General features: G+C 72.3%; 23 protein-coding genes. 11 read left to right on the top strand and 12 right to left on the bottom strand.

Annotated features, from left to right (window positions below; all coding sequences use genetic code 11):
- Positions 1–81: 81 nt before the first annotated feature.
- Complete coding sequence (locus tag ACSC1Q_RS34215; RefSeq protein WP_436762849.1) at positions 82–1,017, top strand: AraC family transcriptional regulator; 936 nt, start codon at positions 82–84, stop codon at positions 1,015–1,017.
- A 54-nt stretch (positions 1,018–1,071) separates the two neighbouring features.
- Here ACSC1Q_RS34215 and ACSC1Q_RS34210 read toward each other — a convergent pair whose 3' ends face one another.
- Positions 1,072–1,866 (bottom strand): metallophosphoesterase, encoded by a 795-nt coding sequence (locus tag ACSC1Q_RS34210; protein ID WP_436762848.1) that lies wholly within the window; start codon positions 1,864–1,866, stop codon positions 1,072–1,074.
- A gap of 241 nt (positions 1,867–2,107) precedes the next feature.
- Between ACSC1Q_RS34210 and pdxR the strand changes: the two genes are divergently transcribed.
- A complete protein-coding gene (gene pdxR / locus ACSC1Q_RS34205) occupies positions 2,108–3,508 on the top strand; it encodes a MocR-like pyridoxine biosynthesis transcription factor PdxR (RefSeq protein ID WP_436762847.1) in 1,401 nt (466 codons plus the stop codon).
- Between the two features lie 74 nt (positions 3,509–3,582).
- Here the strand turns inward: pdxR and ACSC1Q_RS34200 are convergent, their stop codons facing one another.
- Positions 3,583–4,068 carry a GNAT family N-acetyltransferase gene (locus tag ACSC1Q_RS34200; protein WP_436762846.1) on the bottom strand — a complete coding sequence of 162 codons (486 nt, stop codon included), beginning with the start codon at positions 4,066–4,068 and terminating at the stop codon, positions 3,583–3,585.
- A 117-nt stretch (positions 4,069–4,185) separates the two neighbouring features.
- On the opposite strand from ACSC1Q_RS34200, the gene ACSC1Q_RS34195 reads away from it, so the two are divergent.
- Together ACSC1Q_RS34195 and ACSC1Q_RS34190 are read left to right on the top strand one after the other, a co-directional pair.
- A complete protein-coding gene (locus tag ACSC1Q_RS34195; RefSeq protein WP_436762845.1) occupies positions 4,186–4,980 on the top strand; it encodes a neutral zinc metallopeptidase in 795 nt (264 codons plus the stop codon).
- Between the two features lie 227 nt (positions 4,981–5,207).
- Complete coding sequence (locus ACSC1Q_RS34190; protein WP_436762844.1) at positions 5,208–5,507, top strand: hypothetical protein; 300 nt, start codon at positions 5,208–5,210, stop codon at positions 5,505–5,507.
- An 86-nt stretch (positions 5,508–5,593) separates the two neighbouring features.
- On the opposite strand, the gene ACSC1Q_RS34185 is transcribed toward ACSC1Q_RS34190, so the two are convergent.
- The 4 genes from ACSC1Q_RS34185 to ACSC1Q_RS34170 form a co-directional block, all read right to left on the bottom strand.
- Entirely contained in the window at positions 5,594–6,082 is a 489-nt protein-coding gene (locus ACSC1Q_RS34185; RefSeq protein WP_436762843.1) for a GNAT family N-acetyltransferase, read from the bottom strand.
- A 127-nt stretch (positions 6,083–6,209) separates the two neighbouring features.
- Positions 6,210–6,671, bottom strand: coding sequence for a GNAT family N-acetyltransferase (locus tag ACSC1Q_RS34180; protein WP_436762842.1), 462 nt, complete (start codon positions 6,669–6,671; stop codon positions 6,210–6,212).
- Positions 6,672–6,988: 317 nt separating this feature from the next.
- On the bottom strand, positions 6,989–7,897 hold the full coding sequence (locus ACSC1Q_RS34175) for a phosphotransferase enzyme family protein (protein WP_436762841.1): 909 nt from the start codon (positions 7,895–7,897) through the stop codon (positions 6,989–6,991).
- On the bottom strand, positions 7,894–9,264 hold the full coding sequence (locus ACSC1Q_RS34170; RefSeq protein WP_436762840.1) for a helix-turn-helix domain-containing protein: 1,371 nt from the start codon (positions 9,262–9,264) through the stop codon (positions 7,894–7,896). The genes ACSC1Q_RS34175 and ACSC1Q_RS34170 overlap by 4 nt, the downstream gene beginning before the upstream one ends.
- Before the next feature lie 285 nt (positions 9,265–9,549).
- On the opposite strand from ACSC1Q_RS34170, the gene ACSC1Q_RS34165 reads away from it, so the two are divergent.
- The 3 genes from ACSC1Q_RS34165 (at position 9,550) to ACSC1Q_RS34155 (ending at position 13,481) form a co-directional block, all read left to right on the top strand.
- Entirely contained in the window at positions 9,550–10,050 is a 501-nt protein-coding gene (locus ACSC1Q_RS34165) for an ATP-binding protein (RefSeq protein WP_436762839.1), read from the top strand.
- A gap of 105 nt (positions 10,051–10,155) precedes the next feature.
- Positions 10,156–10,959, top strand: coding sequence for a TetR/AcrR family transcriptional regulator (locus tag ACSC1Q_RS34160; RefSeq protein ID WP_436762838.1), 804 nt, complete (start codon positions 10,156–10,158; stop codon positions 10,957–10,959).
- Complete coding sequence (locus tag ACSC1Q_RS34155) at positions 10,956–13,481, top strand: PEP/pyruvate-binding domain-containing protein (RefSeq protein ID WP_436762837.1); 2,526 nt, start codon at positions 10,956–10,958, stop codon at positions 13,479–13,481. Before ACSC1Q_RS34160 ends, ACSC1Q_RS34155 begins: the two co-directional genes overlap by 4 nt.
- Positions 13,482–13,610: 129 nt before the next feature.
- Here ACSC1Q_RS34155 and ACSC1Q_RS34150 read toward each other — a convergent pair whose 3' ends face one another.
- Positions 13,611–14,510 (bottom strand): SDR family NAD(P)-dependent oxidoreductase, encoded by a 900-nt coding sequence (locus ACSC1Q_RS34150; protein WP_436762836.1) that lies wholly within the window; start codon positions 14,508–14,510, stop codon positions 13,611–13,613.
- 158 nt (positions 14,511–14,668) lie between these two features.
- Between ACSC1Q_RS34150 and ACSC1Q_RS34145 the strand changes: the two genes are divergently transcribed.
- The 3 genes from ACSC1Q_RS34145 to ACSC1Q_RS34135 all read left to right on the top strand — a co-directional run bounded on the left by ACSC1Q_RS34145 (position 14,669) and on the right by ACSC1Q_RS34135 (position 17,025).
- Positions 14,669–15,163 (top strand): MarR family winged helix-turn-helix transcriptional regulator, encoded by a 495-nt coding sequence (locus tag ACSC1Q_RS34145; RefSeq protein ID WP_436762835.1) that lies wholly within the window; start codon positions 14,669–14,671, stop codon positions 15,161–15,163.
- A 335-nt stretch (positions 15,164–15,498) separates the two neighbouring features.
- Positions 15,499–16,281, top strand: coding sequence for an SAM-dependent methyltransferase (locus ACSC1Q_RS34140; RefSeq protein ID WP_436762834.1), 783 nt, complete (start codon positions 15,499–15,501; stop codon positions 16,279–16,281).
- 225 nt (positions 16,282–16,506) lie between these two features.
- Positions 16,507–17,025 carry an O-acetyl-ADP-ribose deacetylase gene (locus ACSC1Q_RS34135; protein ID WP_436762833.1) on the top strand — a complete coding sequence of 173 codons (519 nt, stop codon included), beginning with the start codon at positions 16,507–16,509 and terminating at the stop codon, positions 17,023–17,025.
- A gap of 251 nt (positions 17,026–17,276) precedes the next feature.
- On the opposite strand, the gene ACSC1Q_RS34130 is transcribed toward ACSC1Q_RS34135, so the two are convergent.
- The 5 genes from ACSC1Q_RS34130 to ACSC1Q_RS34110 form a co-directional block, all read right to left on the bottom strand.
- Complete coding sequence (locus ACSC1Q_RS34130) at positions 17,277–18,035, bottom strand: restriction endonuclease (RefSeq protein WP_436762832.1); 759 nt, start codon at positions 18,033–18,035, stop codon at positions 17,277–17,279.
- A 327-nt stretch (positions 18,036–18,362) separates the two neighbouring features.
- The gene (locus ACSC1Q_RS34125; protein ID WP_436762831.1) at positions 18,363–19,172 is read right to left on the bottom strand and encodes a thioesterase II family protein; all 810 of its coding nucleotides are present in this window, start codon (positions 19,170–19,172) and stop codon (positions 18,363–18,365) included.
- Positions 19,169–22,357 carry an acyltransferase domain-containing protein gene (locus tag ACSC1Q_RS34120; protein WP_436762830.1) on the bottom strand — a complete coding sequence of 1,063 codons (3,189 nt, stop codon included), beginning with the start codon at positions 22,355–22,357 and terminating at the stop codon, positions 19,169–19,171. The genes ACSC1Q_RS34125 and ACSC1Q_RS34120 overlap by 4 nt, the downstream gene beginning before the upstream one ends.
- Positions 22,358–22,566: 209 nt before the next feature.
- On the bottom strand, positions 22,567–23,451 hold the full coding sequence (locus ACSC1Q_RS34115) for an NAD(P)-dependent oxidoreductase (RefSeq protein WP_436762829.1): 885 nt from the start codon (positions 23,449–23,451) through the stop codon (positions 22,567–22,569).
- 1 nt (position 23,452) lies between these two features.
- Positions 23,453–24,229 (bottom strand): SAM-dependent methyltransferase, encoded by a 777-nt coding sequence (locus ACSC1Q_RS34110; RefSeq protein WP_436762828.1) that lies wholly within the window; start codon positions 24,227–24,229, stop codon positions 23,453–23,455.
- A 1,086-nt stretch (positions 24,230–25,315) separates the two neighbouring features.
- On the opposite strand from ACSC1Q_RS34110, the gene ACSC1Q_RS34105 reads away from it, so the two are divergent.
- Positions 25,316–25,579: an SAV_915 family protein gene (locus ACSC1Q_RS34105; RefSeq protein ID WP_436762827.1), complete on the top strand. Its 264-nt coding sequence runs from the start codon at positions 25,316–25,318 to the stop codon at positions 25,577–25,579.
- The last annotated feature ends 194 nt before the right edge of the window (positions 25,580–25,773 follow it).

The raw sequence follows: 25,773 nt of genomic DNA, 5'->3' as shown, positions 1-25,773 counted from the left end.
TAGAGGCGAGGACGCAGGACGAACCATGCTCAGTGATCCCTCGTTCATACTCGATCGTCTTCGGGGGGATATCCTCGCCGCATGGACGTGCTCAGCGACGTGATCGCGGTCATGCGGACCGGACAGCCACGCTCGGCGCGGGTGGCCTGGCACGGCCCGTGGGCGCAGCGGTTCGCCCCCATGCCCGGGGCGGCGGGCCTGCAGGTGATCCTCCAGGGACCGTGCTGGCTCATCGGGCCGGACGGCGACCCGGTGCGACTGGCCGCCGGGGACGTGGTGTTCCGGCCCCACGGGCGGGGGCACACGCTGGCCGACAGCCCGTCGACCCCACCGGCCGCGCTCGACTGCGACCCGGGCGACCCGCGGTTCCTCCAGCGCTACGTCACCGACACCATCGGCGTCCCCGACGGCACCGGGGCTCCGGCCGCCGTGACGCTCTGCGGCGGATACCACCTCGATCCGGCCCGCACCCACCCGCTGCTGAACGACCTGCCCGAACTCATCCACCTTCCCGCGCACCTCGGCAGGCACCCCGAGCTGCGTTCCACCGTCGACCTGCTCGCCACCGAGGTGGAACGCCCCCGCCTCGGTACGGACGCCATCGTTCCCGCGTTGCTCGACACGCTGCTGCTGCACATCCTGCGCGCCTGGCTCGATCGCCGGCCGGCCCCCGGAAGCACGGGCTGGGCGGCGGCGCTCAACGACCCGGTCACCACCGCCGCGTTGCAGGCCATGCACCGCGACCCGGCGCGGCCGTGGACCGTCGCGACGCTCGCCGCCGAGGCGGGGCTGTCCCGGGCGCCGTTCGCCCGCCGCTTCACGGCCCTGCTCGGCCAGCCTCCGCTGACCTACCTGACGTGGTGGCGGATGACCACCGCCGCCCGGCTCCTCCAGGAGTCCGACGCCCCGCTGCACGCCATCGCGGCCAGGGTCGGCTACTCGTCGGAGTTCGCCTTCGCCGGCGCGTTCAAACGCCGGTACGGCACCGCCCCCGGCAGGTACCGCCGCGGCGGGTGACGCGTTTCCGCGATCCGGCCGTCGGTCCCCACGTGGGGCACGGTCAGCGGGGGCTCAGACCCTGTGGCCACGGGACCGGTTGCCGACGTACCGGTAGTGGGTGGTCAGCCGTCCCTCGTCGTCCAGGACGTGGAAGGCGAGCGCGGGCGGCTGGTCGAGGTGGACGTGGTCCTCGGGGTGGGCCCGGTGTTCCCAGGGGAGCCGGGTGGTGGAGACGACTCCCGGGGCCACCAGCAGCGGCCGTCCGGCGAAGGTGGTCGCCGCCGAGGTGTGGGCGTGGCCGCACAGGAAGGCCGCGAGGTTGGGGTGGCGGTCCGCGATCGCGGCGAGCCGCTCCGCCCCGAACTGGCGGATGCCGTCCACGAAGGGGATGTGCAGCGGAGCCGGCGGGTGGTGGAAGCCGACCAGGACGGACACCCCGGACGGAGCCCGGGCCAGGGTGTCCTCCAGCCACGCCAGCGTCTCGTCCTCAAGGAAGCCCTCGTCCTTGCCCAGTACCGAGGAGTCGCACAGGGCGATGACGACGCCGGCCGCGTGGTGCACCTGGTTGATCGGTTCCGCTGTTCCCGGTCCCGTTCCCGGTCCCGATTGCCCGAGCAGATGCCGCCGGAACGCGGCGCGTTCGTCGTGATTGCCGGGACAGATCACGACCGGGTGCCGGGAGGTCAGGAGCCGGCGGGCCCGCTCGTACTCGGCCGGCAGGGCGTGATCGGCGATGTCACCGGTGACCAGGACGGCGTCCAGGTCGTAGGGGAGGTCTTCGAGGTGGTTCATGACGGCCTGGGTGCGCTCGACGCTGCGTTGCCCGCTGTCGATGTGGGTGTCGCTGAGGTGGGCGATCACGATCATCCCTGGGGTCCCTTCGTCGTGGTGTGCGGGATGTGAGCGTGAACGGCCGAACAACCTCGAACCGGCGCCCCTTGAACACCGGCTCAAACATCGGCTCAAACACCGGCGCCCCTCAAACTGGCGCCCTTCGAACTTGGTGCCCCTCGAATCCGGCGTCGGCGACCCGTTTCACGCTCATGCCCCTCGTTCGGGCTCACCTCGAACGTAGAGGGCAGGCGGACCAGGAATAAGATCCGGTTTCATGTCGAATTCTTGGGCCAGTTCCCGGCTGGACCTGTACATCCCCCTCGACGTCACGGGCGGGCGGCGCTCCGGCCTGGAGTCCGCGCTCCGGGCGGCGATTCACCAGGGGCGCCTGCCCGCCGGGACGCCGCTGCCGTCCACCCGCGGGCTGGCCCGGGAGCTCGGACTCTCGCGGGGCACCGTCAGCGCCGCCTACGACCAGCTGGCCGAGGAGGGTTACCTGACCGCGCGGCCGGGATCGGGAACCAGGGTGGCCGAGGTGTCGCAGCGCGCCCAGGCCCCCGCGCGACGCGCGCCCGCGCCGGCGGCTCCCCGCCACGACCTTCGCCCCGGCCTCCCCGACCTCAGCGCCTTTCCCACCCGCGCCTGGCTCGCCGCCACCCGCCGCGTCCTCACCCACGCTCGCCCCGAGGTCTTCGGCGCCGGGGACCCACAGGGGCGGATCGAACTGCGCGACGCGCTCGCCGACTACCTGGGCCGCACCCGCGGCGTGATCACGACCCCGGATCGAATCGTGATCACCTCGGGCTACCACCAGGGCCTGGGCCTGCTCAGCGGTGTGCTGGCCGCGGACGGCACCCGCACCGTGGCCGCGGAGGACCCGGGCCACAACAGCTATCGTGACGTCGTGCGGCGCGCGGGGTTAACCGTCCAGGCCCTGCCCGTCGACACGCACGGCGCCCGTGTGGAGGCGCTGACACAGAGCGCGGGAGCGGTGTTCCTCACCCCCTCGCACCAGTATCCGACCGGCGTTCCGCTGCATCCCGGCCGCCGCCGGGCCCTGGCCGCGTGGGCGCGCTCCGCGGGCGGCCTGATCGTCGAGGACGACTACGACGGCGAGTACCGCTACGACCGCCAGCCTGTCGGCGCCCTCCAGAGCATCGCTCCCGATCAGGTCGTGTACTGCGGCACCGCGTCCAAGACCCTCGGCCCCGCCCTCCGCCTGGCCTGGATGGTCCTGCCGTCCCATCTGGTGCGACCGGTGGTACGGGCCAAACAGCACGCCGACCTGTACACCGAGACCCTGGGCCAGCTCGTCCTCGCCGACCTGATCACCACTCACGCCTACGACCGCCACATCCGCGCCGCCCGCCTGCGCTATCGCCGCCGCCGCGAACTCCTCCTCGACCGGGTGGCCGCCGTCCCCGGCCTCACCGCCCACGGGGTCCCCGCCGGTCTGCACACCCTCGTCACCCTCCCGTCCGACGGCCCCGCCGAGGACCGGCTCCTGACCAGGTGTGCCCACCACGGCCTCGCCCTGCGCGGTCTCACCGAACTCCACCACGACCCCGCCGGCCGTCCGCAGGGCCTGTTGGTCGGCTTCGCCGCCCCGTCGGAACGCGCCTGCCCGGCCGCTTTCGACGCCCTGTTCACCGTCCTGGCCTCGTTCGCGGCCTGACCTCCGGCGGATCGGGCGCCCCGGCCCCCTCAGACCCGGCCCCTCAGACCCGGCCATCTCAGACCCCGGCCCCCTCAGACCCCGGGCAGGTCCAGCTCGCCGACGACCTCGTCGCCGCTCTTCTCACCGGTCGGACGGAACCCGAGCCGCAGGTAGAACCGCTCGGGACCGTGCTCCCCCGGAACCCAGGTCACCGTCACGCGTGACAGCCCGCGCCTTCCGATCTCCGCGCACACGGACTCCACGGCGAAGCGGCCGTATCCCCGGCCCTGCTGGTCGGCGGCGATGTTCAGCCGCCAGAGCCCCGAGCGGAGCCTGTCGTCCGGGTCGTCCGGGTCGTCCGGGTCGAAGCGGACGTCGAAGAAGGCCATCACGAAGCCCACGAGCCGCTCACCGTCGTAGACCAGTCGCGGCCAGGCGATCTCGGGTTGCGCGTACGCCTCGGCCAGTGACCACGCGACCGGGGCCACCAGCCCTTCCTGGCCGGGGCGTACCTGGAGCCGGCAGGCGGCCTCGACGTTGTCCGGAGTGACCTTCTCCAGGCGAGGCGAAGGAAGCATGCCGGCACCTTACAGATCCGCTTCCCCCGCCCGCCTCCCCTTTTTCCGGCGCCGCCCCGGCCTGTTTTCCCGGCTCCGCCTCGGTCCGGCGCGCCGGGAGTCCTATGCTGTCCGACCATGCGCCCCCTCCCGTCCGGCGTCGCCTCCCGGCGCTCCGCCGTTCTCACCCGGTGGACCCTCCTGGTGACCGTCTGCCTCGCCGTGCTGCCGTCCGGGGTCGCGCGGGCCGCCGCGCCCAAGGACCCGTTGCTGAGGACCGGGAGGCTGGCGGCCACCTCCTGCCAGGAACGACCGATCATCGACAGGGGCGTGCCGATGCCGCGCGAGTACCTGGCGGCGGCCGTGAAGTGCCTGAACACGTCGTGGTCCGCCCACCTCGCGCGCGCCGGGCTGAGGTTCCGCAAGCCCGCGGTCCGCTTCTACGAGGAACCGGCCCGGCGCGTGTGCGGGGTGCGCTGGCCGGTCAACGCGGACGCCTTCTACTGCACCGAACGCGCCACGCTGGTGTTCTCGCTCACCGGCTACTGGATCGAGGGCCGGACCGACCTGTACCCCCTCAAGGTGGCCGCCCACGAGTACGGCCACCACCTGCAGAGCCTCACCGGCGTCAGGGCGGCCTACGAGGCCCGCGCCCGCTCCGACCGCACCCACCAGGCCGAGCTCGGCCGCCGCTACGAGCTCCAGGCCGACTGCCTGGCGGGCGTGTTCCTGGGCAGCGTACGAGGCTCGCTGCCCCGTACCGGACAGGACTGGGAGGCGCTGTCCGGCGCGCTCCGCGCCAGTGGCGACGACGGCGACCGCCACACCCACGGCATCGGCGCGAACAGGCTGCGCTGGTTCCAACGCGGCTACCGGGCGGTCTCCCCCGCCGCCTGCGACACGTGGGCCGCCCCCGCGTCCCGGGTGTCCTGACTCGCGAGAGGAGAGGCGGTCGCGGGCCCGCGCCGTGTCCGCCCGTGGGATCGGCCAGCGGGAGGACCGGACCGGCCGGTGTGCCGTCGGAGAACATGTCCTCAGCCCCGAACGCCAAGCCGAGGAGACAGAGAGATGCGCGGGTCACCCCACGATCGGGCCCTGGCGGCCCCACCGCTTCCGATCGACCCGCCGCCCATGGGCGGCGGCCCACTCGGGAGGCTCTGATGGGGGCCCGGGACCACGAACTCCTGCAGGCCGCCAAACACGTCGCCGTCGCGCTGGGCATCACCCCCGCCGAGGTCATGCGGCGCGTCGTGGATCTCGGTCGCGGCGACCGCGCCGACTGGGGCAGCGGCGAGCTCCTGCTGTTCGCGCTCGCCCAGCTGACGGCCGAGCGGCCGTCCCCTTCCGGGGCGGGCGGGCGCGCCGAGACGATCGAGGACGTCGAGGCACCGCGCCTCGGTGCCGGCCCAACCGGCCGGCGGCGCGGTCGATCCACCGGCCCCGGCGCGGGGAGCGGCTGACCGGCGTACCGGCGATCGGCGGGGCCGTACGTTCGGAGCAGCCGGTGCGTTCAGAGGAGCCGGTGCGTTCGGAGCAGCCGGTGCGTTCAGAGGAACCGGTGCATGATGTGCAGCCCGACGTAGCCCTTGACCGGGTGGTCGAAGCCCTCCGGCAACGTCGCGAGCACCTCGAAACCGAGCGAGCGCCACAGTCGCACCGCCCGGGTGTTGGTCTCCACCACGGCGTTGAACTGCATCGCCCGGTAGCCCTCGGCGCGCGCCCAGTCCAGGGTGTGCTCACCCAGGGCCCGCCCGACGCCGCGTCCGGCGTGATCGGGATCGACCATGAAGCTCGCACTGGAGATGTGTGAGGCGGGCCCCATGTGGTTGGGATTCATCTTGGCGCTGCCCAGAACGGTCCCGTCGGCGTCGACGGCGACGACCGTGCGCCCCGGGGGCTCCAGCAGCCACATCGCCCTGGCCCGCTCCTCGCTGACGTCGCGGTCCCAGGTGAAGGTCTCGCCCGCGGCCACGATCGGGAGGAGGAAGGCCCAGATCGCCGGCCAGTCACCGGACGTCGCGTCTCTGATCAGCATGGCGTCCAGCATGCTGACCGGGGTGGGGTGCCGCAAATCCTTTTCGCGGGAGAGACGGAAGAGCCAGGAGCACGGCGAACACCGCGCACGCGGGGAACACCTGGACGCGGCGGCCTGTCGCCTGAGGTCACCGGCCCCGGTCAGGACCCCCCGTCGAGAGGTCGATCTGGTACAGGATGAATCCCCGGTTCACGGCCACCTCGTCGTAGAGCCGCCGGGCGGCCGTGTTGGTCTCCTGGGTGGACCAGTAGACCCGGCTGCAGTCACGGGCGCGGGCCCATTTGGTCACCTCCTCGATCAGCGCCCGCCCCGCGCCCTTGCCCCTGGCCTGTGGCGCGGTGAACAGGTCCTGCAGGTAGCACACGTCCAGCGCCGTGGTGCTGGAGTGGATGAGGAAGTGCGCGATGCCGACCAGCTCGCCGTCGAGTTTCGCGCCGAGGGCGTGCAGCCGGACGTCCTCCCGGAACTCGTTCCAGGCTCGGTCGTACAACTGGGGCGTGAGCGTGCGCCCGTAGAAGTCGTTGTAGCCGCGGAACAGGGTTTCCCAGTCGGCGCGGTCCGCGCGTCTGAGCTTGCCGATGCTGAGCATGCGATGTCCTTCGAGCGAGGGCCTGGAGTCCAGCCCCTATGTCCCCCGTGGAAACCGTCCCGAACGTTGACCGGATGTCGCTTCCCGACAGGTCACCGCTCCCCGCCCCTCCGGACGGCAGGCGCCCGGTCGCTTCCCGACAACCGGCCACGGCCTCTCCTCCCGGACGACAGGTCACCGCTTCCCGACAACCGTCCACGATCCCCGGACGGCAGGCCCGGCCGCTTCCCCGGAAGGCCGCTTCCCCGCAACCGGCCACCGCTCCTCCCACGGACGACCGGCCCCGGCCTCCCCGGGGCCGATCAACCGCTCACCGCTCACCGGTACGGCTGCCACCTGACCGTCTGGTCGCGGGATCTGAAACTGCGCATGCGGTGCTCCCACTGCGGCCGGATGCCCGGGTTGCTGCGCAGGACGGGCACGACGCTGGTGACCAGTTTCAGCTCACGGAGCCGGCGCAGGACCGGGAAGCCCGGCCAGCGGGTGACGTCGAAGCCGTAGCCCTCGGCGAGCGGCGTGTGCTCGTCCCAGGGATAGTCCATCCGCAGGCGTCCGACCGCGACGGGGGCCAGGTCCCACTCGCGCGGGCCGATCGCCGCGCTGTCGAAGTCGCACAGCACCGGCCCCCCGGGACCGGCGATGACGTTGCCCATGAACACGTCGCCGTGGATGACCCCGGCGGGAAGCACGTAGTCGAGCGCGGCGAGCCGTTCCTCGATCTCGTCGCACTCGTCGAGCAGGAAGGCGTGGTCGCCCGGGGGCAGGTCCTCCGGCTCGTCGAGCCGCTGGCGGACCTCGGTCATCGGGGTCCACTCCGGCAGGTCCGCCGGCGGGCCGGGAAGCCTGTGAAGCCGCCCGAGCACGGCGGCCAGGTCGCCGCCGCCGGGGCGCGGCCCCACCTCGGGGGTCTCCTCCCACAGGGTGACCAGGTGCCCCTCCACCCGGAGCGGCTGCTCGCAGCCGGGCAGCAGCCGCACCGCGGGGAAGTCGTGGTCGGCGAGCCAGCGGGCGACCCGCACCACCGTCGGCACGCGGGAGCGCGCGGCCGAGGATCCGGCGACCCGCACCACGACGGGCGCCCGCCGCAGGCGGAAGACGGCGTTGTTGGTGAACTTGATCAGCTCGGCGTCGTCGGACACGAGCCCCGCCTGGGCACAGACCGACGCGAGCAGCGAGTGGAGCCGGTCGCGAGTGAGGCCGCCCGCGTGGTCGGTGGTCATCGTCATGCGGCGCGCACCGCCGAGATCCGCCGGGCGAGGTCCTGCGCGTCGCCGCTGTGCGCCCGCATCATCGCGACGGCCTGCAGCGGCGCGAGACGGTCGATGATCCTCACCGAACGGATCTCGGTCGCCAGGGTGACGGCCTCGTCGCCGTTGGCGAGCCCCGAGTTCAGGTCACCCGCTCTGAGCTGCACCGTCGCGAGGGCCGTCAGCTCGAAGGCCCTGCTCCTGGCCATGCTCGGGTCGCGCTGCCCGAGCGCGTCGGTGAGGAACCGCTCGGCGATGCCGAGGTGGCTGTCGAGGTGGGTCTCGGCGAGGTCGGCGTGGACCATGCCGCTCGTGGCGTCGAGGTCGGCGGTGCCGAAGAAGCTCACCCAGGCGGGCGACTCGCGGTCACGGGCGCGGGCCAGCTCGTCGCTCGCCCTGTTGATCGACTTGAGCGCGAGGTCGCTGTCGCCCAGCAGCGCGTAGGCCCACGCCTCGTTGGCGAAGAGCATCGCCACGGTCCGCTCGCAGCTGGCGTCCTGCGCGCAGATCTGCCCGAGCTGGAAGAACCGCAGCGCGTCCAGGATGCGGTCGCAGTGCAGGTGGACGCGTCCCATCCGGTACAGGACGTTGGCGGCGAGCGAGGGATTCCTCGCGTACTTGGCCTGCTCCAGCGCGCGGGCCAGGTGACCTCTGGCGGAGCCGTAGAGGCCGACGTCGAAGGAGGTCCAGCCCGCGAGGTTGTGCTGGTCGGCCAGCGCCTGGTGCAGCCGCAGGGTGACCGACTCCGGGCAGGTGGCCCGCAGCAGCCGCTGCGACCAGGTCAGCTGCGCCACCACCGCGTCGCGGCAGACCCCGCCCCCGTGCCGGTAGTCCAGGGCGCGCAGCGTGCGGGTCACCGCCTCGATCTGCTCGACGTCGGCCATGCCGATGCGGTACGGGACGGGGGTCTCCGTGGGCGTCAGCGGCTCGGCCCACTCCTCGGCGTCCCCGACCGTCGCGCCGATGGTCACCTGCGCGGCGTGCGCGAGGAGGCGGCGCACCTGCTCGTCCTCTCCGGGGTCGTCGCGTTGTTCGGCCGCCGCCGTCCCGGCGAGCGCCGTGGACGAGGCGTCGTAGGCGAGCCCCATGTAGCCGCGCGGGATCCCCAGCCCGTCGGCGATCCGGCCGAGCACCTCGTACGCCATCACCTGGCGGCCCTTGAGGATCTCGGAGATCTCCGACTGGGACTGGGCCGTGAGGGCGGCGATGTGACGCTGTGAGACCCCGATCCGCTGGAGTAGCCGGTACACGGTGGCCATGTCGCGGGCGGCCAGAGCCTGGCGCATCTGCGGGCGTTCCCAGAGCGCTGGGTCGATTTCCTGCGCGTTCCCACTGCTGACGTTCATGCCGACCTTTCCCGGCCGAATCCCCTGCCGTACCCCCTGGCGGGTCCCCTTGACGGGTTCCTTGACGCCAAGGTAACCGGCGGCCCCGCGTCGCCGAAGCCGTATCGGTACGACCGATCATGCAAGGTGATCGGCCCCGCCTATCGGCGAACCGATCTGCGGACAGTATTGGTCCCGCGACTCTCCGTATATCGGTCTTGTCCCGCACCATGGGTAATTCAGACCAGCGCGCGGCCGGACGCCCCGGCGACAGTGCCCCTGGTCCCCTACGCGATAGGAGCGACGATGCTCACCGAGCGCGCTCAGGCCCTGGACTTCGGCGTGCCCGGCAATCTCCACGGCCGCTTCCGGATGACCGCCTGGTGCCTTCCCCCGGGCAACGCCGCCCGCCACGCCCGCAGGCTGCTCCGCGACCTGCTGTCCCGGCCGCCCTTCGCCGCCCACGAGGTGGCCGAGCTGGAGGTCGTGGTCACCGAGCTGGCCACCAACGCCGGCAGCTACGCCCCGGGCCCGTACGAACTTCGTGTCCTGCACGACGACGACCTGCCGATCAGGGCCGAGGTGGCCGACGCCGGCGGCGGGGCTCCGCTGATCGAACGCCTGCTGCGCCGCCCGTTCGCCGCCCCCGGCCGGGTGGACGACCTGGAACTCGGCGGGCGGGGCCTGCGGATCGTCGACGAGTTCACCGCGGGTCACTGCGGGGCCCGCTGGACGCGGCTGTGCGGCACCGGGCAGATCGGGACCGGCGTCTGGTTCGACCTGCCCGCGCACCGCCCCCGGCCGTAACCCTCGGACCTCTCATGCCCCGTATCGTCACCCCCTCTGCGGTGTGGTACTAATTAAATGACCAGATAAGGATATTTGGTCAAATTTACGGGAAATGACGGTGCTGTGAGGCCGGAGACCAGGAAGGCGGGGCGACCCCCGCGGGACGCCTCGCACCGGCTCGCGCGGGCGCACCGAATCCTGGACACCACCGCCGACCTCGTCCTGCGCTGGGGATACGACAAGACCACCGTCGAGGACATCGCCCGGCGGACCGGGGTCGCCAAGGGCACGATCTACCTGCACTGGAAGACGCGCGAGGAGTTGTTCGCCGCGCTGGTGCGCCGCGAGCGGGTCGAGATGGTCACCGAGGTGCGGCGGCGGCTCGGGGACGGCCCGGCCACCCTCCGCGACCTGCTCAGGTCGCTCGCCTCGGAGGTTCTCGGCAGGCCCCTGATGCGGGCGAGCGTCCTGGGCGACTCGGAGGTGCTGGGCAGGCTCACGCGCCAGAAGCGGGACGGCGCGGCCGGCGCCGAACTGGGCGGCGACTTCCAGACCTACCTCGGCACGCTACGGAGCCACGGCGCGCTGCGGAGCGACCTGTCGCCCGCCGAGCACGTGACCATGCTCGTCTCCGTCCTGTACGGGTTCCTGCTCGTCTCGCCGAGGATGCCGGCCGGCTACCGGCCGCCCGACGAGCGGCTGGCGGAGCTGATCGCCGACGCCGGCGGCAGCGCGACGGAGGTCGCGGGCCCGCTCCCCCCCGACGTCACCCGGGCGGTGACGCGGGCCACCCTGGAGTACGTCGACGCCATCGTGGAGGCCGCGCAACGGAAACTGCGCGTCTCCCTCGGCTTCGAGGAGAACGAGAAGCCCGGGGAGACCGGGGAACCCGAGGAGTCCGAGGAGCCCAAGGAGAACGTGCGGTGAAGACCCTCCCCCTTGACGACGAAGCGGCCGACCTCGCGCTGGCGGGCGGCAAGGGAGCCTCGCTGGCCCGGCTGGCCCGCGCGGGCCTGCCGGTTCCCGGCGGCTTCCACGTCACCACGGACGCCTACCGAGACTTCGTCTCGCGCGACGGCCTGAACGACCAGATCATGGAAGCCGTCTCCGGCACGTCCCCCGAGCAGTCGTCGCGGCGGATCGCGGAGCTGTTCTCCGCGCGGGAGATACCGGCGGAGACGGCCGCCGAGATCCGCGCGGCCCACGCGAGGCTCGGCGAGGACGTGCCGGTCGCCGTGCGCTCGTCGGCCACCGCGGAGGACCTCCCCGGCATGTCGTTCGCCGGGCAGCAGGACACCTACCTCAACATCCGGGGCGACGGCCTGCTGGACGCGGTCCGGCGTTGCTGGGCCTCACTGTGGACCGCGCGCGCCATCGCCTACCGGGCCGCGAACGGCGTGCCGCAGGACGACGTGGCGCTCGCCGTGGTGGTCCAGGAACTGGTGGACGCCGACGCCGCGGGCGTCCTGTTCACCGCGAACCCGGTCACCGGCGCGCTCGACCAGATCGTGATCAACGCCTCCTGGGGCCTGGGCGAGGCCGTCGTCGGCGGGCAGGTGACACCCGACACCGTCGTCGTCAGGACCGACGGCGAGGAGAGCGGCGAGATCGTCGAGGAGCGCGTCGGCGACAAGACCGTCATGACGGTCCGCGTCCCCGGCGGCACGCGCGAGGAACCCGTGCCCGAGGACCTGCGCCACCGGCCCGTACTCGACCCGGCCCAGGTCACCCGGCTCGCGCGGCTCGCGGCGGAGATCGAGGAACTGTACGGGACACCCATGGACGTGGAGTGGGTCAGGCGCGAGGGGACGTTCCTCGTCGTGCAGGCCCGCCCGATCACCCGGCTCAGGCGGCGGGTCGAGGAGTGGAACGACAGCCTGGCCGGCGACTACCTGTGGACCAGCGCCAACCTCGGCGAGGCCATCCCCGACGTGATGACGCCGTGCACGTGGTCACTCGTCCAGATCTTCATCGGGGAGGCGATGTCGACGTCGGCGCTGCCGGGCTTCCACATGGTCGGCAACATCGGCGGCCGCTTCTACATGAACCTGAGCGTCGTGTTCTCGGTGGCGCGCGCCCTGGGCATGCGGAAGCGGCTCGGCGCGGTCGAGCAGGTCTTCGGCAGGCTGCCGCGCGGCCTGGACGTGCCGCTGCTGCCCGCCTCGCGCTGGCAGATCATCAGGAGCGTGCTGCCGCTCGCCTTCACCCTGCGCGGGCGGATCGCGGCCAACGCCGAGAGGATGCCCGGTTTCCTCGCGACGGCGCGGCAGCGATGCGAGGAGCTGCGCGAGCGGATCGCCGCGACCGCGACCGCGGGCGAGCTGGCCGGGCTGTGGGAGGCCGAGCTGCTGCCGTACTTCGTCGAGGCCTGCCGGACCCTGGAGGCCGCCGGGCGGCAGGGCGGCAACACCCTGGTCATGACCCGCGCCAGGCTGCGCGAGGCGGTGGGCGAGCGGGACGCCGAGGCCATGCTCACCGGCGCCAACGCCGACGGGGAGCTCGCCAGCCTCGGGACGATCGTCGGCCTGGAGAGACTCGCCGCGAAGGAGATCGACAGGGAGACGTTCGCCCGCCTCTACGGGCACCGGGGCGCGCACGAGTTCGAGGTCTCCATCCCCAGGCCCGGTGAGGACCCGCGATGGATCGACGCGCGGCTCGCGGCCGTTCCCGGGAGCAGCGGGCACGCCGGTACGCTGCTCGACCACCAGCGGGAGGCGCGTGAGGCGGCCTGGAGGCGCTTCGAAGAGCGTTACCCCCGCAAGCTGGCGGATACGCGACTGCGGGTGGCCCGGTGGAACGCCATCGTCCGCGACCGGGAGAACGCCCGCTCGGAGGTGATCCGCGCCTTCTGGGCGCTGCGCGCCTTCGTCCTGCGGGCCGGGGAGCTCACCGGCCACGGTGACGACCTGTTCTTCCTGTCGATCCAGGAGATCCTCGCCGTCCTGCGCGGCGACGACACCCCGACGGAGCCGGTGGCGGTCCGGCGGGCGACGTACGAGCGGTACGCGGCCCTGCCCGCCTACCCCACGCTGATCGTCGGCCGCTTCGACCCGGAACGCTGGGCCGCCGACCCCGGCCGGCGCGGGGACATCTTCGACGCCAGGGGCGGCGGAGCCCCGGTGAGCGACACCGTGACCGGCTTCCCCGGAGCGCCGGGCGTCGTCGAGGGCGTGGTCCGCGTCATCGCCGGCCCCGAGGACGGCGACAGGCTCGCCCCCGGCGAGATCCTCGTGACGACGCTGACCAACATCGGCTGGACCCCGATGTTCCCCCGCGCCGCCGCCGTGGTGACCGACATGGGCGCGCCCCTGTCACACGCCTCGATCGTCGCCCGCGAGCTCGGCATCCCGGCCGTGGTCGGCACCGGCAACGCGACCATGCGCCTGCGCGACGGAGACCGGATCAGGGTCGACGGCGAGCGCGGCACGGTCGAACTGCTGGAGCCGTGACCCCGGCCCTCTCGCCCTCGGCCCCCTGCCGAAGGCGTGATTCCCAGCACTCATGACCTCGGCCCGCGCGCCGGGTCAAGGGTCCTGAGGCCGCACGGACCGGGACCGCACGAACCGGCCCTGCGCGGACTACGGCCGCACGGACTGCGGTTGCACGGACTGCGGTTGCATGCCCTGGCCCTGGCGGTACATCCGCGGGGGCTTGTTTCCGGCGTACTGGCCGCCGTCGATGGGCAGGACCACCCCGGTGACGAAGGACGCCTGGTCGGAGCAGAGCCACACGACGGCGTCGGCGACCTCCTCGGCGCGGCCGACGCGGCGCATGGGGGTGGAGAGACCGGCCATGCGCTGGGCCTCCTCGCCCGCGGCCCTGAGGTGGTGGGTGAGGATCGGCCCCGGGGCCACGACGTTGACCCGGATCCCCTGGTCGGCGTAGTCGAGCGCGGCGACCTGGGTGAGGCCGATGATCCCCGCCTTGCCGGCCACGTAGGCGGCGAGGCCGGCGGTGCCCCGCAACCCGGCGATGGACGCCATGTTGACGATCGCGCCGCCGCCCGAGCCGAACATCGCCCGGACCTGGTACTTCATCCCGAGGAAGGTGCCACGGACGTTGGTGCGGATCCCCCGGTCGAAGTCGTCGGGGTCGATGTCGGCCAGCGGCGCGGGCAGCGGGCCGTCGGTGGCGTTGTTGAAGGCGGCGTCCAGGCGGCCGAACGTGTCCAGCGCGTGCCCGACGAGCCGCTCGGACGACGCGGCGTCACCGACGTCGGCGGGCACCGCCAGCGCCCGGCCGCCCTCGGCGCGGATGGACTCGGCGACGGATTCCACCGCCCGCTCGTCGCGGGCGCCCAGCACGACGGCGGCACCGGCACGGGCGAAGGCCCGCGCGGTGACGGCGCCGATGCCCCGGCTGGCCCCGGCGACCAGCGCGACCCTGCCGTCGAGCGGGCGGTCTGCGGGCGGGTACGTCGTGGTGGTCATGGTGTGCTCCCCCTGAACGGTCATGGTGTGCTCCCCCTGAACGGTCATGGTGTGCTCCCCGTGGAAAAGGCCATCGCGTACCCCCTTTGAAGGGCGAGCTCTGACGGGCTGGAGAACGGCCACGCTCCGGCGGTCCGTCTCATCAGAACGATAGATGTCTAATGATTAGACGTCAAATGGTTAGAGCGCGATGCTACCGTGGGCCAATGCCGCCACCCTTCAGGCCGCCGATCGGCCTGCACCTGAGCCGTACCGCCAAGTCCGTCGGCCGCGCCTTCGACGAGACGCTGGCCGCCGCGGGCGGGTCGTTGCCGGTGTGGCTGATCCTCATCTCCCTCAAGACCCACCGGCTGGGCAACCAGCGCGAGCTGGCCGAGGCGGTCGGCATCCAGGGGGCCACGCTGACCCATCACCTCAACGCGATGGAGAACACCGGCCTGCTCACCCGCCGCCGCGATCCGGCCAACCGGCGCGCCCACATGGTGGAGTTCACCCAGGAGGGAGAGGCCCTGTTCCACCGGCTGCGGGAGGCGGCGACGGCCTTCGACCGGCGGCTGCGCGCGGACCTGGACGAGGAGGACGTCGCCGCCTTCGAACGGGTGCTCGCGACGATGGCGCACAACGTGCGTGACACCCCCGGCACCCCAGACGTCCCCGGTGTCCCCGGTGCCCCCGTCGAGGGTCGCGGGGGGACGGGCTGACCGGCCTGACAGGCCGGGGCGAGTAGACCGGCCGCGACAGGCCGGGACGGGTGAACCGGCCGTGGCGAAAAACCCTGCGGCGCGCGACGGCCCGCTCTGTTAGCGTCGATGGAGTCCCGCCGGGCGTGGTCCGGCGACGAATGTGGAGGAAGCCATGGCTGCCCGGGATCTGACACCGGGCCACCGCATCGCACCGGCCGTTCCGGCGCGGTGACGATCGAGGTCGACGACGCCTGAGACGCCCGAGTGGCGATCGAGTGGCGATTGACCTTCTCCCGTGGTGCCCCGGTGATATCGCGATCATGTTGACGCACGACATCATTGGAGCCTTCCCCATGTCACACGACACCTCATCCACCTGGTACGCGAACTTCTTCACCGAACTTCCCAACGAGTTCTGGCGCCGCGCGGCGACGCCGGAATCCACCGAGGCGGACGTCGACTTCATAGAACGTCACCTCGGGCTGCGCCCCGGCGCCCGTATCCTCGACGCGCCCTGCGGCAGCGGCAGGCACACCCTGGCCCTCGCCGCACGTGGCCACCGCCTGACCGGCGTGGACATCTCGGTCGAGGCCATTGGGTACGCCCGGCGGGCCGCCGCCGATGCCGGGCTCGACGTCAAACTCGGCATCGCCGACATGCGGGACGTCCCGCGTGACGGCTCGTTCGACGCCGCCGTCTGCATGGGCAACAGCTTCGGCTACCTCGAACTCGAGGGAACCCGCGAGTTCGTCGCCGCGCTGGCGGACGCGATCCGGCCGGGCGGAGGGCTGGTGGTCGACTTCAACGCGACGGCCGAGTCCGTCCTGCCCGGCTACCAGGGCGAACCGCGCCAGATGCGGACGGGCGACATCACCGTCACGGCGACGACGGGGTACGACGTCGCTCGCAGTCGCCTGATCAGTGGATACCACTTCACCCGGGGCGCGGAGGAACTCAAGGTCACCGCGATCCACCATGTCTACACCAGCGCCCACCTGGGCCAGATCCTCACGGACGGCGGGTTCACCGGCATCGAACGGTTCGGCGGGCCTGACGGCTCTCCCTTCCGGATCGGCGCCGGACGGTTGCTGCTCACCGCGCGCCGGGCGGAAGGCCCGCTCCCGGCCGGAACGTGAGCACCGGCCACGACGGGCTCCCGCCGGGAGCCCGTCGTGGCCCCCACCCTGCCCCCTGCCTGAGACGGCCCGTCGCGTGAAGCGGTGGCGGCGGCGTCCTGAGACGGCGAGGAGCGAGAACCCCGGCACGTCCGGGGGCGAAACGGACGGGAAACACGTCAGAGGGCCGGAAACCGGGGAAGGACCCGATACGAGAAGACGAACCACCGAGGGAGGCCATCGCTCATGAGGATCACGCTGGTCCGGGGGGACATCACCACGCAGGACGCCGACGCCGTCGTCAACGCCGCCAACTCCTCACTTCTGGGCGGCGGCGGGGTCGACGGGGCCATCCACCGGCGCGGCGGCCCCGCCATCCTCGCCGCGTGCCGGGAACTGCGCGCCTCCCACTACGGCAAGGGACTCCCCACCGGCCAGGCCGTGGCCACCACCGCGGGAGACCTCCCGGCCCGCTGGGTCATCCACACCGTCGGTCCCGTCCACTCCCCCACCGAGGACCGCACGCACCTCCTGGCCTCCTGCTATCGCGAATCCCTCCGCGTCGCCGACGAACTCGGCGCCACCAGCGTCGCCTTTCCCGCCGTGTCGGCGGGAGTCTACGGCTGGCCAATGGACGACGCCGCCCGTACCGCCATCGACACCGTGCGGACCACCCCGACACAGGTGACGGACCTGCGGTTCGTCCTGTTCACCCCTGAGGCCTACGCCGCCTTCGAAAAGGCCCTCGACACCACGGGATCGTGAGCCGCCCCCGGCCGCACCCTCCCAAAACCGACACCGGCTCTCGCAGGAGAGACGCCAGCTCGGGTGGGAGAGATGTCGGCTCGCGCAAGAGAGACACCGGCTCGCTCAGGCGAGATGCCGACTCGCTCGGGAGACTCCCCGGCCGCCGCCACCGCCTTCCGGCACACCCCCTCCGCCCCGCCGTGCGCCGCCCCGCCGTGCACCACCGCGCCTTGTCGTACGCCCGGCGGACGGCACTGACGGCACGGTCGTCAGGCCGGCTCGTCGCCGAGCGCTCCCTCCAGGCCCAGCTCGCCGTCCGGGTAGGGGGTCGCGAGACGGCGTCCCGGCGGGAACCGCCGACCGGCCCCGTGGCGTGCCCGCGGAGCGAGGGTGAAGGACCCGGTGAACCAGGCGGCGAGCATCGCGCGGTCGATCAGCGTCAGGCCGGTGCCCGCCGCGTACTCCCTGGCCGGAGCGGTGAAGGTCGCCGAGGTGACGAGCACGCCACGGTGGCCGGGATAGGCGTGGAGCGCGCCGAGAAGGTCACGGATCTGGGGTGAGCCGACCGTGGAGCCCCAGCGCTTGCACTGGATGACGAAGTCGTCGCCGCCGGGCGCGGTCGCGACGACGTCGACACCGCCGTCACCGCTGCCGCCGATCCTGCGCACCCCGCGGAAGCCCTCGCGCCGCAACAGGGCCTCGACGAGGGCCTCGAACCGGTCGCCGGTCATGCGGTCGACGCGTTCGAGGCGCGCGTTGTCCCGCAGCCACTCCCGCTCCCGGGCCTCGATCACCCGATGGCGGAGCAGGAGCGCCCCGGCCAGACCCGCGATCAGCACGATCGTGCCGCCGATCACCAGCTGCCAGTTGGCCACGACGACGTCGACGAGCCACATCACGACCAGGAGGAGGACCACGGCCGCGACCACCCACAGGAACCAGTCGCCGTCATCCTTACGGCGGCGCGGCCTTCGCCCGCCGGACGCCCGCCGTCGCACCGCCCTGGCGGGTGTCCGTCGCCGTGCCATCGCGCACCTCCGGGGGACGAGGTTGGAACGTTGCCGCTGACCCTGTCGACTCTGACAACGGGCACCGACAATTTCCAGGACTGCGCACTTTGGGGCGACCGGCGAGCGCGGATTCGTACCGGCCGCATCGGACACCCACGCCCGCGCTCGCGGGTCACACGGATCCCAAGCGCGGATCGTACAAATCATGCAGGTCGCACGGATCACACAGATCACGCAGGTCGCACGGATCACGCAACCGGCACAACCTGTATGACCCTTGCGACCAGCGCGGACCTCAACCCGGCAAGGCCGCCGCCGGGCCGCGCGTCCCGTCCGGGGACGACCTCACGCGTGCCGGGAAGAAGCGGCGGGCGAATCCTCGCGGAGCGCCCCGTCGGTGTCCTCCACGCCGGCGAGGCGCTCAGTGATGTCGGCGACGAGTGCCTCCTCCGCGTCCACCGGATAGAAGTGGTCCCCGGGGAAGGTCCGCAGCTCGAACCCGGAGCCCGCGACGTGGCTCCAGGCACGCATCTCCCCGTGGCTCACACGCGGGTCGTCCGTCCCCCGGTAACCGACGATCGGAGCGGTGACCGGCGGGGTGGACGCGGGCCGGTAGGCGTGCAGGAGATCGTGGTCGGCCCGCAGCGCGATCATCGCCAGGTCCATCAGCTCCGGGAAGCGCAGGAGCATCGGATTCGCGGCGGCGGCCTGCTCGGCGAGCTGGCGGTCACCGATGGGGATCCTCCTCGCGTCGTCCGCGCACAGGTGCGGCGCCGCGTACGCCGACACCAGCAGCGCCGCCGGGGAGATCCGGTGCTGTCCGGCGAGCCTGACCGCGACCTCGTACGCGACCACGGCGCCCATGCCGTGCCCGAAGAGGGCGAGCGGCCGGTCCGCCAGGGTGACCAGTATCCGGCAGACGTGGTCGGCGAGGGGTTCCATCCGGTCGATGGGCCGCTCGTTGACGCGGTTCTGCCTGCCGGGGTAACACACGGCGGAGAACTCGACGTCTGCGGGCAGCCGGTCCTGCCAGCCTCGGTAGGACATCGGGGTACCCCCGGCGTGGGGGAAGCAGACGAGACGCACGCGAGGCTCGGCGAGCGGGCGCTGCCTGCGCAGCCACACGCGGGAGTCGGCCGGGATCGTCTCGGTCATGGGAGGTCGTTCCTTCCGGGGACCGCGTGCGGGCCGACCGCCTCCGGTTCTCCCCCGCCCTCGGCCCAGGGGGGCGCGTCTCCGTACGCGTGAGCCCCCCCGCCCGGTGCCGGGGTCGCGGCGAGGTGACGCGGGCGAGGGAGGCGTGACCGGGCGCCCGGCACCGAGACCCGCCGGTCGGGATCCGTGCCCCCCGGCGGACGGGAGGAGACGACGACCTGACCCAGCGGAAGGGCCGCCAGGCACCTCTCGAAGAGCCCGACCCCCTCCTCGGGGCTCAGCCCTCCGGTCGGGCTCTCCCCGGCGGGCTCGCGGTGGTGGCGTTCCGTGTCGCGGGCCGTTCCCACGCCGTTTCGTCGTTCCCAGTCGATCGACAGCACCGGTACGCCTCCGCCGTCGCGCCGCGCGACAAGGGCGAACGTGTCGAGGAAGGCGTTGGCGGCCCCGTGACAGGTGAGCCCGGAAGCCCCGGAGAACGACTCCGGCGGGGAGAGCAGCACCACGAAATCGGGAAGCGCGCCCACCTCCCGCAGGACCGATACCAGGGTGGCGGCCCCCTCGGTCGTGGCCCGCAGTGCGGTGGCCATGCCGTCCTCGGTGAGGAACTCCGCCAGGCCCTCCCCCGGCACGCCCGCGGCGTGGATCACCCCGTGGATCTCGCCGAACCACGACCGCGCCTCTTCGAGGACCTCCCTGAGGCGCCGGGCGTCGGCGACATCGGCACCGCGTACCAGCACGTCGTCCCCCCGCTCCGCGAGAAGCGCCCTCAGCGCCGCGCCCTCCCGACCGCCGGAGCCGTCGCCCTCCCCTCGGAAACCCCCAAAACTCCCGGACTTCTCGAACCTCTCGAAGGCGCCGCCCTCTCCCGCACCGCCCGGCACCTCTCCGGAGCCGTCCGAGCCTTCGGGGTGACCTCCGTACGGCGAGAACCTCCCCCGCCCCTCGCACCCGACCAGGACGAGCCGCGCCGAGTGGGTGGCCGCGAGGTGCCCGGCCAGCCGCAGCCCGATCCCGCTCGTCCCCCCGGTGATCACGTAGGTCCCGCCCCGGCGCACCGAGGGACTCCCGTACGTGCCGGGCACCACGTCCAGCGGCTCGAACCCGCGCAACCAGCGATGCCCCGCCCTCAGGCCCACCGGGTCCTCGTACGGCGGGCGGCAGAGCTCGGCCAGGAGTTCCGTAGCCCGGATCCCGTGGTCTCCGGTGTCGCCGGGGTCCAGGTCCACGAGCCGGACGCGCGTGCCGGTCAGCTCGTGGCGAAGCGGCCCGGCGGCTCCGGCCGTGAGAGCCGCCCGAGGGTCGAGCCGCTCACCTCCGGTGATCTCCAGGGCCCCCCGGGTGACAAGGCAGAGGTCGGTCTCCGGCCGGCCGATCAGGGTACGGGCCAGGCCGACGACGTGCCCCAGCGGCGGGCAGACCTGTGCGGGCAACGACGCTCCCCAGAGGCAGACGATCCGCGACGGCTCGTCCGCGTCGCCCTCCACCGTCTTCAGGAGCTGCTCGTAGTCCTCCCCGCACCGGGGGTCGATCGTGATCCGGTCCCGGCCCGCGTGGTGGAACGCGCGCCCCGGGGTGACGACGACGGTCGTGGCCCCGTACCCCTCCAGCCTCGCGGTGATCGCCTCGGCGAGGGGCGACGAGTCGGAGAGCAGGATCCAGCGGTGCTCCCGCACGGTGGGGCCGAGGTCCGCCGGAGGCACCTCCACGGCCCGTTTCCAGGTGATCCCGTACAGACCGCCGGAGTAACGTTCCCGCACGGTGCCGGCGGGATTCGTGACATGGTCCGCGACGGGATTCGTGAGGGGATCCGGTACGGGGTCCATGACGCGCGGCCGGTCCGGCGGGTGAGCGGCAGTGGCCTGCTCAGGCAGGTGAGCGACGGCCGGCCGGTCCGGCGGGGGAACGGCGGCGGGCACGAAGGGGCGGGGCACCGCGGGCGGCCCGAGCCGCCGCTCCGGCCGCCGGGAGGGCGGGTCGACCTCGACGCCCGCCTCCCACAGCCGGACCAGCGCGTCGAGCAGGACCGCCCTGTCGGTCCGCTTCTCCGCCGGATGGCGGGTCACGTTGACGACGACGGATTCCGTACCCGCCCGTGCCCTCGCCAGTGTGGTCAGCGTCGTGCCCGGCCCCACCTCGACGAGGACCTTCGGACCGCCGTCCAGGACGTGGCCGAGTCCGGCGTCGAAGCGGACCGTCGCCCGGAGATGGGTGACCCAGTACTCGGGGTCGGCGAAGTCTGCGTCGCAGGTCCCCGTCACGCCGGACACCAGGCGCACCGAGGGACGGCGCAGCGGGATGCCGCCGAGGAACTCGCGGAACTCGTCGATCACGGGATCGACCAGGGCCGAGTGCGCGGCGGTGCCGAGCGGCAGGAGACGGCAGGCGATCCCGCGCCGGTCCAGGAGTTCCCTGACCTCGGCGACGTGAGCGGCGGGACCCGCGAGCACGCAGGACGCCGGGCCGTCGACCGCCGACAGGCACACTCCCTCCCCGAGGAAGGGCTCGACCTCCCGCTCGGAGGCCGGAACCGCCAGCATCGCCCCGTCGCGCAGGGTGGACAGGAGCTCTCCGCACCTGGCCACGACGGCGAGAGCGTCGCGCGGCGACATGACACCCGCGACGCAGGCCGCGGCGTACTCACCGAAGCTGTGTCCCATCAGCAGGGAAGGGCTCACCCCCCGCGCGATGAGGAGCCGGGCGAGCGCGATCTCCATGACGAACACGGCGGGCGGCGCCGACGACGGACCGGCCTTCCCGGCCTCCCCGTCCGGGAGCGCGACGGTCTCATCGGGCCCGCCGTACTCGCGAGGTTCGCGGGGTTCGCCAGGCTCGTGGGGTTCGTCGGGCTCGTCCGGGAGGGCCGGTGCCGCGTCCGTCCACAGGGCGTGCAGCCGCTCGGCGGCGGAGCGGTCGGGCAGCAGGCCCAGGCACTCGTCCACGGCCGCGCGGAAGACCGGTTCGCCGCGGTAGAGCTCGCGGCCCATCCCGGGATACCCCGCCCCGCCGCCGGGGAACATGAACACCACCTCGCCACCCGTACGAGTGGCGGAGACGGGCGCGCGGGGAAGGCGACGGGCGATGCCGTCGACCGCGATGCCGTCACCAAGGACGCCGTCACCCAAAACGTCGGCACCCGAGGCGTCGGCACCCGGAACATCGAGGTCGGGAGCGCCGGGATCGGGCATGCCGGGACCCCGTGGGCCGGGGTCAGGGCCCCCGGGCCGGGGAGTGCCGGGGGTGCCGGGACCGGGGGCCCCTGGGCCGGGAGTGCCGGGGCCGGGGATTCCGGGACCGGGGACGGCCGGGTCGGGAAGGCCGGGACCGGGAGTGCCCGGCCTCGGGAAACCGGAACCCGGCCCATCGCCATTCGGTTCAAACCCGCACATGGTTCCTCTCAGCGGTTATGGACGGCCATTCGGCGGCTGCGGAACTGCTCGGTGAGCACCGCCACGTGCTCGCGCCGGTAGCCCTGCTCCATCGCCCTCAGCACGCGCTCGCGCATCACGGCGAGGTAGGACTGCTCGATCCCCGCCCGCTCCGCGACGCCCGCCAGGTTGTTGAGGACGTCCAGGTGCGAGGTGAGCGGAGCCTGCTCGAAGGTGTAGTCACGGCGCGCGATGAGGCCGAGGCCGACGCCGATCGTGTTCTGGAAACCGGGGTCGTAGAGCGGCACGGACTCCGCGAAGTCGTTGAGGGGGACTCCCATGCTCTCCGCGATGGCCGAGCATTCGAGGAAACCGTTGACGAAGGCGTAGTAGAAGGCGCGGGAGACGACGTGGTACGCCTTCGCGTAGCCGGGGTCGGCGCCCAGGCGGATCTGCTTGCCGGACAGCGCCTCGGTCACGCCCGCCAGTTCCTTGAAGTCCTCGGCCGCCCCGCCGTAGACGGCGAAGCAGTCTTCGGTGCCGACGGCGTCCGGGTGGCTGAGGATCGCGGCCTCCAGGTATCTGCCTCCCACGGCCTCCACCCGCCCCCGCAGGGGGGCGACGTCGTCGGGGATGCCGCTGGCGTGCTGGACGACGAGCCTGCCGGAGAGGTCGGCCGCGGTCTCGTCGAGGACCGCGTGGGTGATCTCGTAGTTGAGAAGGCACAGCAGCACGATCGGGGAGGCCTCGATCGCCTCGGCCGCAGTCGCGTGGAGGTGGACGTCCCGTCCCGCGAGCCTCTCCGAGCGTTCCGGCGTACGGTTCCAGACCGAGACCTCCAGGCCCGAGTCGACGCAGGCCCGTACGATCGCGGCACCGACCACCCCGGTCCCGATGACCGTCACATCCGTCATGTCAGCGCTCCGTCCTGGTGAAGGTCATGACCACCCCGCCGACCTCGGCGGCGTCCGCCCACGCGGCGAAGGCGCCGAGCCGCCGCGCGGTGCCGGGCGCCCCGCCTCCGGCCTCCGGCCTCGGCCCGTGCTCCCGCGTCCCGCGCGCGAACCGGGAGAAGGAGTCCCGTACGTCCTCGGTGATGTCGACGAGCTCCGTGACGGCCATCCCGGCCTGCCGCGCCGCCGACAGGTGACCCTCCGGCGCGTCGAGCGACACGGCGTTCGGCGTGTTCAGGTGGAGGGCGATGCGCTCGCGGATCTCCTCGGTCAGCGGAACCCGTGGGTAAGGTGTCTCGACCACCAGGCGGCCCCCCGGGCGCAGGACCCCGGCGATGCTCCGGTAGAGGGTCTCGACGTCGAGGTGCGGGGTGACCTCAAGGGCGAGCACCGCGTCGAACGCGGCGTCGGCGAACGGCAGGTCCAGCGCGTCGACGTGCCGGAACCGCACCATCTCCGCCACACCCCGCGCCGCGGCGTGCTCGGCTCCGTCGCGCAGCGCCTCCCGGTCGAGGTCGATCGCCACGACCCGCGCGCCCAGGGTCCGGGCCAGGCGCACCGCAGGACGGCCGTCGCCGCAGCCCACGTCCAGCACCCGGGAGCCCTGCCCCACCCCCAGTCTGGCCAGCACGAAGTCGGTCATCCGCTCCGTGGCCTCCTGAGCCTCCCGGATCGGCGCGACGTCGTGGGAACCCGTCCGGAAGCCGTCGTGCCGGCCGGGCCCCGCGATCTCGTCCACCAGTGCCGTGAGCTCGTTGTAGGTCGACTCGATCTTCGAGGACGGCAGGGGGCCGGTCCTGACGTTTCCCGCGTCCGTCCGGAGTTCGGAGTCGTCACCATCCAGACCAGAAATGGGGGACCTCCTTTGACCAGACTCAACCAGATTTGACCAGAGAAAAGCGAGTTACCCCGAGTTACGCCAACAGCCGCGAATCGCCGGCCGGCCGAATCCGCCGGTCGAGCGAAACATTAGCAGCGAGCGCCGATCCAGTCGATGACCCCGAATAGTGGTTTCTCGCCCGACAAGGTCAACATTTCCACCGACATCAATGTCGGCACCCTACCCTTTCGCCATAAAGCCACTCTTGGACAAAGGCAACCTAAAACAAATTCCCTCTTTACCGGCTCTTCCTTTCCCTGCTCGCAGGTGTCTCGGCCACGGAGAGCGTACGGCCACACTGGCCCCGTTCCGCCCAGACGGCAGAGGTCTCGGACCGCTCGATCCCGATCGAGAGAAAAGAAGTCTCCGGCAGACGGGGTGGGCGCCTACAAAGATCGAAACCAAAACGTTCGGCGCCGACAGCCGCCCCTTGCCTTATCTGCTTTGCGTCGTGATTCCGGGGCCGGAACGTCCGTGGCGCGCTAACGGAAAACCAAGAAAAGGGAAGCCCCGACAGCCCCGTAAAGCACATTGTCTGACTGTTCACGAAAAATCGTAGATATTTATGATTGATTGGCCGATCACCCCGCGCGCTGCCGCCTTTCGCGAGCATCTCCCGGATGCATCCGCGCCATCGACGACGGGCACGAGGCCCCCGCCAGAGCCCGATGCGCGTCCCACCCGGGACCAGTCCGGCTCGACAGGACGACAGCGCCACAGGCGGCACAGCGGAACGACGGGCAGAGCAGCAGAACGGCAGGACGCCTCCCGTACGGACCTCGGTCAGGAGGCGCTGCCCTCCCACACCCCGGGCGGCGGTACGCCACACGTCAACGAGGCGTCAACGCTCCTGCCCTCCCCGTCTGAATCCTGTAGAGATCACCCCGGAAGCCATCAGAAAGGGGATAACGTCGTTTTCGTACGAGTTCTCACCAGGAGGAAGTAATGTCGGAAGTCCCGTTATACGTACCGGTCCGTGAAGGCGCCTTCAGCATGTCGCTGCGCCTGTTCAGGACCGATTCGGGCAGGAGGACGGCAGCCGCCTTCTCCTCGCCGATGCGCCTGACCAAGGTGCTCGGCGCCGACCAGCGCTGGATCCGGCTCACCGAGCCCGCGCTTCGGCACATGATCGAGGATCTGGACGTCACCGGCATCATGATCGACCCCGCCGGGACGACGGCTCGCCAGGCATCCCCGCGGGCCGCGTGATGTGCGTTCTCACGCAGGATCTGGAACACCAGACCACCTCCGCGACGGGAGGCGTGCGGGAACCCCTGCCGACGGCCGGGAGCGTCGACACCCCCGCTCAACGTCCGTCGCCGGGGGAACCGTCGCCGGGAAATCCGTCACCGGAAGAACCGTCACCGAAGGAACGGTCGGCGGGGGAACGATCCGCCCCTGCG

It is taken from the genome of Streptosporangium heterodermiicola, from assembly GCF_051390675.1.
Classification (GTDB): Bacteria; Actinomycetota; Actinomycetes; order Streptosporangiales; family Streptosporangiaceae; genus Streptosporangium.
Note: the sequence above shows the minus strand (reverse complement) of the source record. Positions and strands in the feature narration are given on the sequence as shown.

Bases quoted from the DNA above. Each gene is read 5' to 3' on its own strand.
- ACSC1Q_RS34215 (WP_436762849.1), top strand. From the start codon at position 82: ATGGACGTGCTCAGCGACGTGATCGCGGTCATGCGGACCGGACAGCCA.
- ACSC1Q_RS34195 (WP_436762845.1), top strand. From the start codon at position 4,186: ATGCGCCCCCTCCCGTCCGGCGTCGCCTCCCGGCGCTCCGCCGTTCTC.
- ACSC1Q_RS34150 (WP_436762836.1), bottom strand. From the start codon at position 14,510: ATGACCGTTCAGGGGGAGCACACCATGACCGTTCAGGGGGAGCACACC.
- ACSC1Q_RS34115 (WP_436762829.1), bottom strand. From the start codon at position 23,451: ATGACGGATGTGACGGTCATCGGGACCGGGGTGGTCGGTGCCGCGATC.
- ACSC1Q_RS34105 (WP_436762827.1), top strand. From the start codon at position 25,316: ATGTCGGAAGTCCCGTTATACGTACCGGTCCGTGAAGGCGCCTTCAGC.
- pdxR (WP_436762847.1), top strand. From the start codon at position 2,108: ATGTCGAATTCTTGGGCCAGTTCCCGGCTGGACCTGTACATCCCCCTC.
- ACSC1Q_RS34175 (WP_436762841.1), bottom strand. From the start codon at position 7,897: ATGACGATGACCACCGACCACGCGGGCGGCCTCACTCGCGACCGGCTC.
- ACSC1Q_RS34130 (WP_436762832.1), bottom strand. From the start codon at position 18,035: ATGGCACGGCGACGGACACCCGCCAGGGCGGTGCGACGGCGGGCGTCC.
- ACSC1Q_RS34125 (WP_436762831.1), bottom strand. From the start codon at position 19,172: ATGACCGAGACGATCCCGGCCGACTCCCGCGTGTGGCTGCGCAGGCAG.
- ACSC1Q_RS34165 (WP_436762839.1), top strand. From the start codon at position 9,550: ATGCTCACCGAGCGCGCTCAGGCCCTGGACTTCGGCGTGCCCGGCAAT.
- ACSC1Q_RS34185 (WP_436762843.1), bottom strand. From the start codon at position 6,082: ATGCTGATCAGAGACGCGACGTCCGGTGACTGGCCGGCGATCTGGGCC.
- ACSC1Q_RS34135 (WP_436762833.1), top strand. From the start codon at position 16,507: ATGAGGATCACGCTGGTCCGGGGGGACATCACCACGCAGGACGCCGAC.
- ACSC1Q_RS34210 (WP_436762848.1), bottom strand. From the start codon at position 1,866: ATGATCGTGATCGCCCACCTCAGCGACACCCACATCGACAGCGGGCAA.
- ACSC1Q_RS34200 (WP_436762846.1), bottom strand. From the start codon at position 4,068: ATGCTTCCTTCGCCTCGCCTGGAGAAGGTCACTCCGGACAACGTCGAG.
- ACSC1Q_RS34180 (WP_436762842.1), bottom strand. From the start codon at position 6,671: ATGCTCAGCATCGGCAAGCTCAGACGCGCGGACCGCGCCGACTGGGAA.
- ACSC1Q_RS34190 (WP_436762844.1), top strand. From the start codon at position 5,208: ATGGGGGCCCGGGACCACGAACTCCTGCAGGCCGCCAAACACGTCGCC.
- ACSC1Q_RS34170 (WP_436762840.1), bottom strand. From the start codon at position 9,264: ATGAACGTCAGCAGTGGGAACGCGCAGGAAATCGACCCAGCGCTCTGG.
- ACSC1Q_RS34145 (WP_436762835.1), top strand. From the start codon at position 14,669: ATGCCGCCACCCTTCAGGCCGCCGATCGGCCTGCACCTGAGCCGTACC.
- ACSC1Q_RS34120 (WP_436762830.1), bottom strand. From the start codon at position 22,357: ATGCCCGATCCCGGCGCTCCCGACCTCGATGTTCCGGGTGCCGACGCC.
- ACSC1Q_RS34140 (WP_436762834.1), top strand. From the start codon at position 15,499: ATGTCACACGACACCTCATCCACCTGGTACGCGAACTTCTTCACCGAA.